The organism is Micromonospora sp. NPDC048930, assembly GCF_043197935.1.
In the GTDB taxonomy this organism is placed as follows: Bacteria; Actinomycetota; Actinomycetes; order Mycobacteriales; family Micromonosporaceae; genus Micromonospora.
In genome coordinates this window covers 49818-62921 of the sequence record NZ_JBICUB010000013.1, presented here as the reverse complement: position 1 = coordinate 62921, position 13104 = coordinate 49818, and the positions used below count along the sequence as shown (strand labels likewise).

The window sequence follows — 13104 nt, the reverse complement described above, 5'->3', positions numbered from 1 at the left end:
GGAGGCGGATTCTCACGTCCTGTACAGACCGCGGCGAAGTCTAATCCCTGCTCCTGGGAACACCGAATGCGGCACAGATCACGTTCGGATCACGGCTGATCGGTCTGCACCGAGAACAGATCGGGCGCCGGAGGGGCATCCGTGCCAAATGTACCATTCGGCGGCGTACGGCCCAGGTGGTGCCAGGCGGCCTCGGTGGCCACGCGACCGCGGGGCGTACGGGCGAGCAGCCCGGCCCGGACCAGGAAGGGCTCGCAGACCTCCTCCACCGTGTCCGGCTGCTCCCCCACCGCCACCGCGAGGGTGGAGAGCCCGACCGGGCCGCCCCGGAACGAGTCGACCAGCGCGGTGAGCACCGCCCGGTCCAGCCGGTCCAGCCCGAGGGCGTCGACGTCGTACACGGTGAGGGCGGCCCGGGCGGTCTCCAGGGTGACCACCCCGTCGGCCCGGACCTCGGCGAAGTCGCGGACCCGGCGCAGCAGCCGGTTGGCGATCCGGGGCGTGCCCCGGGACCGGCCGGCGATCTCCGCCGCGCCGTCGTCGGTGATCGGCACCCCGAGGATCCGCGCCGACCGGCGCAGCAGCGCCTCCAGGTCGGCCGGGGCGTAGAAGTCGAGGTGGGCCACGAAGCCGAACCGGTCCCGCATCGGACCGGTGAGCAGCCCGGACCTGGTGGTCGCGCCGACCAGGGTGAACGGCTCGACGTCGAGCGGGATGGCGGTGGCGCCCGGCCCCTTGCCGACCACCACGTCGACCCGGAAGTCCTCCATCGCGCTGTAGAGCAGTTCCTCGGCCGGCTTGGCGATCCGGTGGATCTCGTCGATGAAGAGGACGTCGCCCTCGGTGAGGCTGGTCAGGATGGCGGCCAGGTCGCCGGAGCGCTCGATGGCCGGGCCGCTGGTCACCCGGATCCCGGAACCCAGCTCGGCGGCCACGATATTGGCCAACGTCGTTTTCCCGAGGCCGGGCGGCCCCGAGAGGAGAATGTGGTCGGGTGGGGAGCCGCGGCGCATCGCCCCCTGGAGCAGCAGGTCGAGCTGGTCGCGGACCCGGTGCTGGGCGATGAACTCCTCCAGGCGCTTCGGCCGGACGCTGGCCTCCGCGTCCCGTTCCGCGTCGCTGACGTACGCCGAGACGAGGTTGTCGCCCGTCATCGGGTGCGGCCCAGGAGGCGGATGGCCTGCTTGAGCAGGACCGGCACGGGCGGGACGTCCCCGTCGACGGTCTCCGCGACCGCGGCCACCGCCTGCTCGGCCTGGCCGGCCGTCCAGCCCAGCCCGACCAGGGCCTGGCGGACCTGCTCCGGCCAGGCGCCGGCGGTCACCCCGGCGGCGCCGTCCACGCCGACCGGCACCGGGCCGATCCGGTCGCGCAGTTCGAGGACGAGGCGCTCGGCGCCCTTCTTGCCGATGCCCGGCACCCGGGTCAGCGCGGCGGTGTCGGCGTTGGCGATGGCCTTGCGGACCGCGTCGGGGGTGTGCACGGCGAGCACCGCCTGGGCCAGCCGGGGGCCGACCCCGCTGGCGGTCTGGAGCAGCTCGAACAGCTGCTTGGCGTCGTCGTCGGCGAAGCCGTAGAGGGTGAGCGAGTCCTCCCGGACCACCAGGCTGGTGGCCAGCCGGGCCGGCTGGCCGACCCGCAGCTCGGCGAGGGTGCCCGGGGCGCACTGCACCGCCAGGCCGATGCCGCCCACCTCCACCACCGCGTGATCCGGACCGGTCGCGGTCACCGTGCCGCGTACGCTGGCGATCATCGCTGTCCTCCTCGTCGTGCCCGTTCGGCCGCCAGGGCCAGCTTGGACCGGGTGCCGCCGCGCCAGACGTGGCAGATGGCCAGGGCCAGGGCGTCCGCGGCGTCGGCCGGCCGGGGCGGCTCGGGCAGCCGCAGCAGCCGGGTGACCATCGTCGTCATCTGCGCCTTGTCGGCCTGGCCGGATCCGGTCACCGCCGCCTTGACCTCGCTCGGCGTGTACGTCTGCACCGGCAGGCCGGCCCGCGCCCCGGCCAGCACGGCGATCCCGCTGGCCTGGGCGGTGCCCATCACCGTGCGGACGTTGTGCTGGGTGAACACCCGCTCCACGGCGACCGCGTCCGGCTTGTGCTCGGCGACCAGGTCGGTCAGCGAACGGTCCAGGTGCAGCAGGCGCAGCGGCAGCTCGTCGGTCGGGTCGGTGTAGACGACGTAGTAGGCGACCAGCGTGCAGGGCCGGCCCGGCACGCCCTCGACCACGCCGACCCCGCACCGGGTCAGCCCCGGGTCGACGCCCAGCACGCGCACGCCGCCTCCTCCCCCAGCCGCCAGCAGTACGTGTGTTCGACACCCTACTGGTGCCGCCCGACGACCGCCGGGCGGGACACGCCCACGCCTCGCGGCCGACGTGGTCACCGCCGCGTCGGATCGACCTCGACCGTGACGGTGACCCGGTCGCCGTCGTCCTTGCCGGCGCGGATCCGGGCCGGCACCGGCAGCAGCCAGCCGGCCCGCCGGTCCCGCCAGACGCTGGTCGACCAGGTGCGGCCGTCGACGGTGGCGGTCACCGGCACCCGGCCGAACGGGCCCGCGGCGTCCGGCGCGTGCTCCTGCGGCACCGGGGCGAACACCCAGCCACCCGCGCCCGACCAGCGGATCAGCGTCGCGTCGAAGGACGGCGCCCCGCTCGGCTCCACGCCCGTCATGTCCACCTCCCGCACGTCGGTCCGGCGACGCGCCGCGCCCCCGCCCCGGGGCCGGTCGCGGCGGCCGGGAACAGGTTGTCACCACCCTCCGACAAACCGGCCGGGCCGGCCGGGAGCGCCGGGCCGAGCGGAGGCGGTGCGCGCCACACACTGAAGCGGTCGAGTATGTGTCGTCGCCCCATGTGCCGCCGGCCACACAGCTCGTAGCTTTGTGCGCCATGACGGCAGAACCCGTGGCGGTCCCCCACGTCGTGCACGTCGACCTCTCCGGTCGTAGCGCGCTGGTGACCGGTGGTGGCAGCGGCATCGGACGGGCCTGCGCCCTGCGCCTGGCGGAGGCCGGCGCGGCGGTGCTGGTGGTGGACCGGAACGTGGAGGCGGCGAAGGCGGTGGCCGCCGAGGCCGGCGGCCGGGCCGAGGGGATCGACCTGGCCGACGCGGCCGCGCTGGACCGACTCGACGTCGACGTGGACATCGTCGTCAACAACGCGGGCCTGCAGCACGTCGCGCCGGTGCAGGACTTCCCGGTCGAGCGCTTCGAGTACATCCAGCGGGTGATGGTGGAGGCGCCGTTCCTGCTGATCCGCCGGGCGCTGCCGCGCATGTACGCCAACGGCTGGGGCCGGATCGTCAACATCTCCTCGGTGCACGGGCTGCGCGCCTCGCCGTACAAGGCGGCCTACGTCTCGGCCAAGCACGCCCTGGAGGGGCTGTCGAAGGTGGTCGCGCTGGAGGGCGCCGCGCACGGGGTGACCGCCAACTGCATCAACCCGGCGTACGTGCGGACGGCGCTGGTGGAGAGCCAGATCGCCGACCAGGCGGCCACCCACGGCATCGGCGAGGACGAGGTGGTCGAGAAGATCATGCTGGCCCGGGCGGCGATCAAGCGGCTGATCGAGCCGGAGGAGGTGGCGGAGCTGGTCGCGTACCTCTGCTCGCCGCCGGCCGCGTTCATCACCGGCGCCTCGATCGCCCTCGACGGGGGCTGGACGGCCAACTAGTGGGGCCGCGCACAATGTCGGTCATGTCGTCGCCGGTCGAGTTCCTGGAACTGCTGGCCCGTGAGGCCGCCGCGGTCGAGTTCGAGGGTCCGCTGGTGGCGGCCCGGGCCGCCGGCCTGCCCGCCGAGCGGCTGGCCGAGCTGGAGCAGGCGAAGATGGTGGCGCTGCGGGTCCGCGCGCTGCTGGAGCGCCGGCGCCGCCGGGAGATCGAGCTGTCCGGCCTGTACGACACGGCCAGCGACCTGGCCGGGCTGCGCGACCTGGACGACGTGCTGCGGGCGATCGTGCACCGGGCCCGGATCCTGCTCGGCACCGACGTGGCGTACATGACGCTGAACGACGACGAGCGCGGCGACACCTACATGCGGGTCACCGACGGCTCGATCTCGGCCCGGTTCCAGCGGCTGCGGCTGCCGATGGGCGCCGGCCTGGGCGGGCTGGTGGCCCAGACCGGCACCCCGTACGTCACCGCCAACTATCCCGAGGACGAGCGCTTCCGGCACACCGGGGAGATCGACGCCGGGGTGGGCGAGGAGGGCCTGGTGGCGATCCTCGGCGTGCCGCTGCGGCTGGGCTCGACGTCGATCGGCGTCCTCTACGCGGCGAACCGGTCGGCCCGGCCGTTCGCCCGGGAGGAGGTGTCGCTGCTGGTCTCCCTCGCGGCGCACGCGGCGGTGGCGATCGACACCGCCCGGCTGCTGGCGGAGACCCGCTCGGCGCTGGAGGAGCTGTCGGCGGCGAACAGCACGATCCGGGCGCACAGCAGCTCGGTGGAGCGGGCCGCGGCCGCCCACGACCGGATGACCGCCCTGGTGGTGCGCGGCGGCGGGATGGAGGACGTGGCGGCGGCGGTCACCGAGGTGCTGGGCGGGGCGCTGCTGGCACTGGACGCCGAGGGGCGGCGGCTGGCCCGGGTGGGCGAGATCGAGGAGCCGGACCGGGCGGACATCGTGGAGGCGGTAGCCGCGTCCAGGACCGAGGGACGCAGCGTACGCCGGGGTCCGCTCTGGTACGCCGCGGTGGTGGCCGGCGCGGAGAACCTGGGCGCGCTGGTGTTGCGCCCGGACGGCGAACTGGTCGACGCCGACCAGCGGATCCTGGAGCGGGCCGCGCTGGTCACCGCGTTGCTGCTGCTGTTCCGGCGGACCGTGGCCGAGGCCGAGGGACGGGTCCGGGGCGAGCTGCTGGACGACCTGATCGCCCGGCCGCTGCGGGACGCCGACGCGCTGCGCAGCCGGGCCCGGCGGCTCGGCGTGGACCTGGACGCGCCGCACGTGCTGGTGGCGGTCGGCGACGACGCGATCGCGTCGACCGGCTCGGCCCGGCAGCGGGTGCTCTCCTGGGCCACCACGTACGCCTCGACCCGGGGTGGCCTGGCGGCGGCGCGGGACGGCCGGGTGGTGCTGATGCTGCCCGGCGGCGACGCGGGCGGGGCGGCCCGGGCCGTGGCCCGGGACCTGTCCCGGGTGACCGGCCGGCCGGTGACGGCGGGGGCGAGCGGGCCGTCGAGCGGCCCCGCGTCGCTGGCCACCACGTTCGCGGAGGCGGAGCGCTGCCTGACCGCGCTGGGCGCGCTGGGCCGCGCCGGGCAGGGGGCGAGCACCGCCGAGCTGGGCTTCGTGGGGCTGCTGCTGGGCGCGGTCGGTGACTCGGGCGACCGGGACGTGGCCCGGTTCCTCACCGCGACCGTCGGGCCGGTGGTGGACTACGACGCCCGGCGGGGCACCGCGCTGGTGAAGACGCTGGAGGCGTACTTCGGGGTGGGCGGCAGCCTGGCCCGGGCGGCGGAGCTGCTGCACGTGCACGTCAACACGGTGACCCAGCGGCTGGAGCGGGTGGGGCAGCTGCTCGGCGCGGACTGGCAGAAGCCGGAGCGGGCCCTGGAGGTGCAGCTCGCGCTGCGCCTGCACCGCCTCCGTACGCCCAGCAGCTGACCGCTGGCCCGGCCGATCGCTTCGGACCCGACCTCCCCGGGCTCGGGGATGGGGGCGGTCAGCGGGCGCGGAGGCCGTCCAGGACGGCGTCGACGACCTGCGCCGGCAGGATCGTGTCGTCCAGTTCCGGCTGCCAGCGCAGCACCCGTTGCATCAGGATCGGCCCGCTCAGCAGCGCGATGGCCAGCTCGATGTCCAGGTCGGCGCGGAGCTCGCCGGTGCGTACCCCGCGCTGGAGCACCTCCCGCATCAGCTTCCGGCGGGGCTCGACGATGTTCTGGTAGAGCTGGTAGTGGTCCGGGCTGCGGTTCACCTCGGGCACCAGGCACGGCATGATCTTGGCGGCCCGCGGGTCGATGTTGTGGCCGACCGCGCCGACCAGCAGCACCAGGTCGTCGCGGACGGAGTGGCCGGCCGGCTGCGGCATGACGCCCTTGAGCCGGCGCAGCGCGTCGAGCAGCAGGGCGTCCTTGCCGGACCAGCGGCGGTAGATGGTGGCCTTGCCGACCCCGGCGCGGGCCGCGATCGCCTCGATGGAGAGCGCCTCGATGGTGCTGCCCTCGGCCAGCAGGTCGAGGGTGGCCTCGATGATCGCCTCGTCCGCGCGGACGCTCCGCGGTCGACCGGGCGACCGCGGAGCGTCGGCGTGCGTACTCATGTCGGACATTGTCGCTGAACTTACGGGGTCCCGGCCAACTCCCGCTCGGTGGCCGGCCGAGTCTCGGTCACGAGCACCGGGCGGCCCGGCATCCAGCGGAGCACGATGACGATGCCGAGGGCGGCCACCAGGGCGGAGATCCCCGCCGCCCAGTGCATCGCCACGACGAAGGAGTCGTTGGCCGCGGCGATCAGCCGGGGCGCCGCCGGCCCGAGCCGCTCGGCGACCGCGTACGCGCCGGAGATCGACTCGCGGGCCGCCTCGTGCGCCGGCGTGGGCAGGCCGGCCAGCGTCGGCGTCACGTGGTCGCGATAGACCGCGGAGAGCACCGAACCGAGCACCGCCACCCCGAGCGCCCCGGCCACCTGGCGGACGGTGTTGCTGACCGCCGAGCCGACACCGGCCTTCTCCCGGGGCAGCGCCGACATGATCGACTCGGTCGCCGGCGGCATGATGTTGGCCATCCCGGCGCCCTGGACGAAGCCCAGCGCCGAGAAGATCCAGATCGGCGTGTCCGCGTCGATGAGGACGAACGCGCCGAGCGCGGCGGCGGTGAGCAGCAACCCGACCGCGGCGACGGCCCGGCCGCCGTAGCGACGCACCATGGCGGCGCTGCGCGGCGCGAAGATCAGCTGGGCGGCCGCGAAGGGCAGGAAGAGCAGGCCGCTCTCCAGCGGGCTGTAGCCGCGGACCAGCTGGAGGTAGAACGCGCCGAAGAACATCACGCCCATCGCGGCGAAGAAGACCAGCCCGACCAGCGCCACCGGGGCGGCGAACCGGGGCACCCGGAACAGCCGGACGTCCAGCGACGGGTGGTCGCTGCGCAGCTCGTGGGCGACGAACCAGGCCAGCACAGCGAGGCCGCCACCGATCGCGGCCCAGACCGGCAGCCGGCCGAAGCCGTGCTCGCCACCGTCGATGATGCCGTAGGTGAGGGCGACCAGGCCGACCACCGAGAGCAGCACGCCGAGCAGGTCCACCCGGCCGGGCTTCGGGTCGCGGGACTCCGGCACGAGCGCGGCGACCAGGACCACGCCGAGCACCACCACCGGCACGTTGATCAGGAAGACGGAGCCCCACCAGTAGTGCTCCAGCAGGGCGCCGCCGAGCACCGGGCCGATCGCCACGGCGAGCCCGACCGCGCCGGCCCAGATGCCGATCGCCTTGGCCCGCTCGCGGGGGTCGAAGACGTTGGAGATGATCGACAGGGTCACCGGCATGATGGCCGCGCCGCCGACCCCCATCAGCGCGCGAGTGGCGATGAGCTGGCCCGGGTCCTGGGCGTACGCGGACAGCAGCGAGGCCAGCCCGAACAGGGCCAGCCCGACCATCAGGAAGCGCTTGCGACCGAGCCGGTCGCCGAGGACGCCGAAGGTGAACAGCAGCCCGGCGAAGACCAGCGTGTAGGAGTTGATCGCCCATTCCAGCTCGCCCTGGCTGGCCCCGAGGCCGTGCACCGGGTCGGCGAGGGTACGCAGGGCGACGTTGAGGATCGTGTTGTCGAGGACGACCACGAGGAGGCTGATCACCAGCACCCCCAGGATCGCCCACCTCCTCGGGTGTCCGGTGTTCTCGTGCGGTTCCATGTCCGGTTCTCCCCCCGGCTCTCCCGCGTCGAAATACGAAACGGGGCAGACTCGTAACGCTGCCGAGCCTAGGTGAGAGAGTTTCGATACGGAACCGGTTCGTATTGTTTGTGTGTCAGGTCACCCTGTCCGGGTGAGCCCGCCGGGTGCCGGCCTCGCCCGGACGACTCAGGCGGGCGGTCCGGCCGCCAGGGCCAGCCGGAGCGCCACGTCCCGCGCCGGCAGCAGCCGGCGGGCCTGGGAGAGCCGGCCCGCCCACCGGGCCGCCGCGGCGATCCGCTGGGTCGGCCGGCGCCGGAGCCGGTCGTACGCGCGCAGCGCGGCGGGGACGTCGGTGGTGTCGCGGAGGCAGCCGGCCAGCGCCACCGCGTCGATCAGCGCCTGGCAGGCGCCCTGCCCGAGGTCCGGGGTCATGGCGTGGGCGGCGTCGCCGAGCAGCGCCACCCGACCGGACACGTAGCGCGGCAGCGGGGTGAGGTCGTGCACCTCGTGGCGGAGGATGCCGTCCGGGGTCAGCGCGTCCAGCAGGCGCGGGATCGGCTGGTGCCAGTCGCCGAAGAGGCGACGCAGCTCGGTCCGGTCGTCGGCGGGCGGCGGGTGGCCGGCGGGGAGCGCCACGGCCGCATACCAGTTGGTCCGCCCGGAGCCCTCCGGCGTGAGGCCGAACTTGCGGCCCCGGCCCCAGGTCTCCCCGCCGACCGGGACCTCGATGTCGGCCACCCCGCGCCAGGCCACGGTGCCGGCGTACCGCAGCGGGTAGCGGTCGCCGTACAGGGCGGCCCGGACCACGCTGCCGATCCCGTCCGCCCCGACCACCAGGTCGTACGCCTCGACGAGGTCACGCGCGTCGGTGACCGGCGTGGCGAGGCGCAGCACCGGAGGGGGCAGCGCGCCGGCCAGGACGGCGAGCAGCACGGGGCGGGTGACCAGGTGCACCGGTTCGCCGTGCCGGCGCTCCAGCCGGTCCACGTCGATGGTGACGATGCGGCTGCCGTCCGGGCGCAGGATGGCCCCGGCGGCCTGCCGGCGCCCCCGCCGTCGCACCTCCTCGCCCACGCCGAGGGCGTCCAGCGCACGCATCGCGCCGGGCCAGATGCCGAGCCCGGTGCCGGTCTCCGGCAGCGCCGCGGACCGTTCCAGGACGGTCACCTCCCAGCCGGCGGCCCGCAGCCCGATCGCCGCCGCCAGACCACCGACGCCCCCGCCGACCACCGCCGCACGCATACCCATGGCGACACCGTACTACAGATGTAGTGTCCCGCACTACGCCTGTAGTCTGTCGGCGTGACGGATCGCCGGCAGCTCCTCCTCGACGCGGCCATCCGGGTGCTCGGCACCCGGGGCCTGCGGCAGCTCACCCACCGCGCGGTCGACGCCGAGGCTGGCCTGCCGGAGGGCTCCGCGTCGAACGCCTTCCGGACCCGGGAGGCGCTGGTCACCGCCGTCTTCAGCCGCCTGGTCGAGGTGGAGACGGCGGCCTGGGACCAGCTCGCCCGGCAGCTGCCCCCGGGCGACCCGGCCGCGTTCGCGGCGGTGCTCGGCGGGCTGATCCGGCAGCTCACCACCGAGGGGCGGGTGCTCACCCTGGCCCGGTACGCGCTCTTCGCCGAGGCGGCCGTCCAGCCTGCGCTGCGCGCCGAGGTCTCCGCCGGCCGGCGGCGGCTGGCCGAGTGGGGCCTGCCGGTGCTCGCCGCGCTCGGCTCGGCCGACCCGCCGGCCCACTTCCCCATGCTGCTCGCACTGGTGGACGGGCTGCTCACCAACCAGCTCGCCGGCCCGGAGGACGACTTCGACCCGGAGTCGGCGGTCGCCGCGCTGCTCCGGGGCATCCTGCCGGGCTGAGTCCCGGAGCAGCGGCCGGCGGACCTGCTCCCCCGCCGGCACCACGCCGACCTCGGCGGCGAGATCGTGCACCAGCGCGGCGACCAGGTTGTCGGCAGCGGCGGAGAGCCGCCCGCAGGCGGCCACGACGGCCTCGGCCGGCATCGGTTCGGTCAGCACCAGACGTACCCCGGGTAGTGATCCACTACCCGGGGTACGTCGGGGCGGCGGCCGGATTGCGCCGCCGGGGAGATTCATCGGCGTCGGGCGGCTCCCCGACGCAGGGCCAGGTGGGCGACCGTACCCCAGATCCCGCGCCGGAACAGCAGCACGACGAGGACGAAGATGCCGCCGGTGACCAGGCCGATGGCCTCGAACCCGGAGAACGACAGCCAGTCCTCCAGGCGGACCACCAGGGCCGCGCCGAGCACCCCGCCCCAGAGGGTGCCGATCCCGCCGAGCACCACCACGATGACGGCCTTGCCGGAGGTGGTCCAGTGCAGCACGTCGAGGGAGACGAACCGGTGGCCGACCGCGAAGAGCCCGCCACCGAGCCCGGCGAGGAATCCGGAGAGGACGAACGCGGTCAGCTTGTACCGGTGCACCGGGTAGCCGAGGGCGCGGGCCCGGGCCGGGTTGTCCCGGATGCCGACCAGCACCCGGCCGAACGGCGAGTGCACGATCCGCCAGGCGGCGAGCAGGCCGAGCAGCACGATCGGCAGCACCGCGTAGTAGAAGTAGTAGTCGTCGGAGAGGTCGACGCCGAAGAACGAGCGGGGCACGCCCTGGAGGCCGTTCTCGCCCTGGGTGACCGACCGCCACTCGTTGGCCACGTAGTAGACCATCTGCGCGAAGGCCAGGGTGACCATCGCGAAGTAGATGCCGGTCCGCTTGACCGCCAGGTAGCCGATCGGCAGCGCGAGCAGCGCCGCCGCGAGGGCCCCGACCAGTACGGCCGCCGGGAAGGGCAGGCCGGCGTGGATCGCCACCAGGCCGGTGACGTACGCCGAGGTGCCCCAGAAGGCGGCGTGGCCGAAGGACATCAGCCCGGTGAAGCCGAGCAGCAGGTCCACCGAGACGGCGAAGAGCGCCCAGCACAGGATGTCCACCGCGACGGCCGGGTAGAGCCCGTTGGGCAGCCAGAGCGCCACGAGCAGGCCGACCGCGAGCAGCGCGTACCGGACCCAGCCGGGTGCCCGGGCGACGGTGAGCAGCCCGGACGGCACGGCGGCGGGGGCCAACTTGTCGGCGGGGGTGTCGACGCGGGCGCTCGTCATGCCGGGGCCTCCTCACGGCCGAACAGGCCGGCCGGGCGCCAGAGCAGCACCACGGCCATCACCACGAAGACGACGGTCTGCGACACGATCGGGAATTCCGACAGGTACGCCTCGCCCCACGCCTGGATCAGGCCGATGCCGAAGCCGGCGGCGACCGAGCCGAAGATCGAGCCGAGGCCGCCGATCACCACCACCGCGAAGACCACGATGATCAGGTCGGCGCCCATCAGCGGGTTCACCGCGCGCATCGGGGCGGCGAGGACCCCGGCCAGCCCGGCCAGGGCGATGCCGAAGCCGAACACCGGGGTGACCCACTTGCCCACGTCGATGCCGAAGGCGCGGGTGAGCTCGGGCCGCTCGGTGGCGGCCCGGACCACCATGCCGACCCGGGTCCGGCCGAGCACCCACCAAACCGCCACGCAGAGCAGGACGGTGAAGCCGAGGATGAAGACCCGGTAGGTGGGGAAGTCGAAGAGCCCGAAGTCGACCGACCCGCTCAGCTCGGCCGGGGTGGCGTACGGGCTGGACTGGATGCCGTACCGGGACTTGACCAGGTCCTGGAGGATCAGCGTCAGCCCGAAGGTGAGCAGGAAGTTGTAGAGCGGGTCGAGCCGGGTCAGCCGGTGGATCACCGCCCGCTCCAGCACCATGCCGAGCAGGCCCAGCGCGACCGGCATGATCACCAGTGCCGCCCAGAACGGCACGCCCGCCTCGGACAGCAGCACGTACGCCCCGAAGGCGCCGAGCATGTAGAAGGCGCCGTGGGCGAAGTTCACCACCCGGAGCATGCCGAAGATGACCGCGAGCCCGAGGGCGAGCAGGGCGTAGAACGCCCCGCTCACCAACCCGTTGAACGTGTTCTGCAGGAAGCCCGACATCGGCCCGTCACATCTTGCAGTCCGGGGACGGGGCGCGGAACGCCTCGGCCGCCGGGATGGTCTTGAGGATCTTCACGTAGTCCCAGGGCTCGGAGACCTCGGCCTGCGGCTTCACCTGGGCCAGGTACGCGTCGTGGATGACCCGGTGGTCCTCGGCGCGGATCTTGCCGTTGCGCAGGAAGAGGTCGTTGATGTCCTTGCCCTCGAGGTTCTTCACCACGGTGTCGGCGTCGTCGGTGCCGGCGGCCTGCACCGCCTCCAGGTACTGCATCGCCGCGGAGTAGTTGGCGGCGTGGGCGAAGGACGGCCGGGTGCCGGTCTCCTTCTGGAACCGGTCGGCCCACTCCCGGTTCTGCTGGTCGAAGTTCCAGTACCAGGCGTCGGTGTAGGTGGTGCCGGCCAGCGCGGCCGGGGTGAGCGAGTGGATGTCGGTGATGAACATCAGGCCCACGGCCAGCCCGACGCCCTTGTCCCGCAGCTTGAACTCGTTGTACTGCTTGACCACGTTGACCAGTTCGGCGCCGGCCTGCATGGTGCCGAGCACCTGCGGCTTCGGGTTCAGCGTGGGCGCCTTCAGCAGGAAGGACGAGTAGTCGCCGCTGGTGTTCGGGAACGGTGCGCCGTCCTTGCCGACCACCTGGCCGCCGGCGGCGGTGATCGCGGCGGAGAAGCTCTTCTCCATGTCCTGCCCGAAGGCGTAGTTCGGGTAGAGGATGTACCAGTTCTTGCCGACCTGCTGGGTGGTCACCGTGCCGGTGCCGTGGGCCAGCATGTAGGTGTCGTACGCGTAGTGGAACGTGTACTTGTTGCAGCTCTTGCCGGTCAGGTCGGTGGTCGCCGCGCCGATGTTGAAGTAGAGCTTCTTCTTCTCCTTGGCCACGTCGGCGACCTTCAGGGCGGCCGAGGAGGTCGGCACGTCGAGGATGGCGTCGACGCCCTTGCGGTCGTACATCTCCTGGGCCTTGCTGTTGGCCACGTCCGGCTTGTTCTGGTGGTCGGCGGTCTCCACGCTGATGTTCTTGGTGATCGCCTTGTCGCCGTACTTGGCCTTGAAGTCGGCGATGGCCATCTCCACGGCCTTCACCGAGTTCTTCCCGGACAGCTCCGAGTAGGCCCCGGACTGGTCGTTCAGCACGCCCAGCACGATCTTGTCGCCGGTCGGCTTCGAGTCGCCGCCGGACTGGGGCCCACCGCCGCCGCAGCCGGCGAGCAGCACCATCGCCGCCGCCGAGGCGGCGGCCACACCCACGCTTGCACGCATGTCCATCCCCTTC

General features: G+C 73.6%; 13 protein-coding genes. 3 read left to right on the top strand and 10 right to left on the bottom strand.

The genetic code is table 11. The features are described 5' to 3' along the window. Nucleotides 1-89: 89 nt before the first annotated feature. From ruvB to ACGFI9_RS28220, 4 genes are all read right to left on the bottom strand, one after another. Nucleotides 90-1154 (bottom strand): Holliday junction branch migration DNA helicase RuvB, encoded by a 1065-nt coding sequence (gene ruvB, locus ACGFI9_RS28235; RefSeq protein ID WP_393182618.1) that lies wholly within the window; start codon nt 1152-1154, stop codon nt 90-92. Beyond that, nucleotides 1151-1753 carry a Holliday junction branch migration protein RuvA gene (gene ruvA / locus ACGFI9_RS28230; RefSeq protein ID WP_393182616.1) on the bottom strand — a complete coding sequence of 201 codons (603 nt, stop codon included), beginning with the start codon at nt 1751-1753 and terminating at the stop codon, nt 1151-1153. Before ruvA ends, ruvB begins: the two co-directional genes overlap by 4 nt. Beyond that, on the bottom strand, nt 1750-2277 hold the full coding sequence (gene ruvC / locus ACGFI9_RS28225) for a crossover junction endodeoxyribonuclease RuvC (protein WP_393182614.1): 528 nt from the start codon (nt 2275-2277) through the stop codon (nt 1750-1752). The genes ruvA and ruvC overlap by 4 nt, the downstream gene beginning before the upstream one ends. Nucleotides 2278-2381: 104 nt before the next feature. Beyond that, on the bottom strand, nt 2382-2675 hold the full coding sequence (locus ACGFI9_RS28220) for a DUF1905 domain-containing protein (RefSeq protein ID WP_393182613.1): 294 nt from the start codon (nt 2673-2675) through the stop codon (nt 2382-2384). Nucleotides 2676-2893: 218 nt separating this feature from the next. Here ACGFI9_RS28220 and ACGFI9_RS28215 point away from each other — a divergent pair, with 218 nt between their 5' ends. Both ACGFI9_RS28215 and ACGFI9_RS28210 read left to right on the top strand, forming a co-directional pair. Continuing rightward, nucleotides 2894-3676, top strand: coding sequence for a 3-hydroxybutyrate dehydrogenase (locus ACGFI9_RS28215; RefSeq protein WP_393182611.1), 783 nt, complete (start codon nt 2894-2896; stop codon nt 3674-3676). A 14-nt stretch (nt 3677-3690) separates the two neighbouring features. Further along, nucleotides 3691-5610 (top strand): helix-turn-helix domain-containing protein, encoded by a 1920-nt coding sequence (locus ACGFI9_RS28210; protein WP_393182609.1) that lies wholly within the window; start codon nt 3691-3693, stop codon nt 5608-5610. Nucleotides 5611-5668: 58 nt separating this feature from the next. On the opposite strand, the gene ACGFI9_RS28205 is transcribed toward ACGFI9_RS28210, so the two are convergent. The 3 genes from ACGFI9_RS28205 to ACGFI9_RS28195 form a co-directional block, all read right to left on the bottom strand. Continuing rightward, nucleotides 5669-6277 carry a TetR/AcrR family transcriptional regulator gene (locus tag ACGFI9_RS28205; protein ID WP_393182607.1) on the bottom strand — a complete coding sequence of 203 codons (609 nt, stop codon included), beginning with the start codon at nt 6275-6277 and terminating at the stop codon, nt 5669-5671. A gap of 11 nt (nt 6278-6288) precedes the next feature. Then, nucleotides 6289-7854, bottom strand: coding sequence for an MFS transporter (locus tag ACGFI9_RS28200; protein ID WP_393182605.1), 1566 nt, complete (start codon nt 7852-7854; stop codon nt 6289-6291). A gap of 168 nt (nt 7855-8022) precedes the next feature. Beyond that, on the bottom strand, nt 8023-9084 hold the full coding sequence (locus ACGFI9_RS28195) for an FAD-dependent monooxygenase (RefSeq protein ID WP_393182603.1): 1062 nt from the start codon (nt 9082-9084) through the stop codon (nt 8023-8025). A 54-nt stretch (nt 9085-9138) separates the two neighbouring features. Here ACGFI9_RS28195 and ACGFI9_RS28190 point away from each other — a divergent pair, with 54 nt between their 5' ends. Further along, nucleotides 9139-9696: a TetR/AcrR family transcriptional regulator gene (locus ACGFI9_RS28190; RefSeq protein WP_393182601.1), complete on the top strand. Its 558-nt coding sequence runs from the start codon at nt 9139-9141 to the stop codon at nt 9694-9696. A gap of 233 nt (nt 9697-9929) precedes the next feature. Here ACGFI9_RS28190 and ACGFI9_RS28185 read toward each other — a convergent pair whose 3' ends face one another. Genes ACGFI9_RS28185 through ACGFI9_RS28175 form a run of 3 tightly spaced genes read right to left on the bottom strand, consistent with a single transcriptional unit; the run spans nt 9930 to nt 13097 of the window. Further along, nucleotides 9930-10952 carry a branched-chain amino acid ABC transporter permease gene (locus ACGFI9_RS28185; protein WP_393182599.1) on the bottom strand — a complete coding sequence of 341 codons (1023 nt, stop codon included), beginning with the start codon at nt 10950-10952 and terminating at the stop codon, nt 9930-9932. Beyond that, nucleotides 10949-11830: a branched-chain amino acid ABC transporter permease gene (locus ACGFI9_RS28180; RefSeq protein ID WP_393182597.1), complete on the bottom strand. Its 882-nt coding sequence runs from the start codon at nt 11828-11830 to the stop codon at nt 10949-10951. Before ACGFI9_RS28180 ends, ACGFI9_RS28185 begins: the two co-directional genes overlap by 4 nt. Nucleotides 11831-11837: 7 nt before the next feature. Next, a complete protein-coding gene (locus ACGFI9_RS28175) occupies nt 11838-13097 on the bottom strand; it encodes an ABC transporter substrate-binding protein (RefSeq protein ID WP_393182595.1) in 1260 nt (419 codons plus the stop codon). Nucleotides 13098-13104 lie beyond the last annotated feature (7 nt).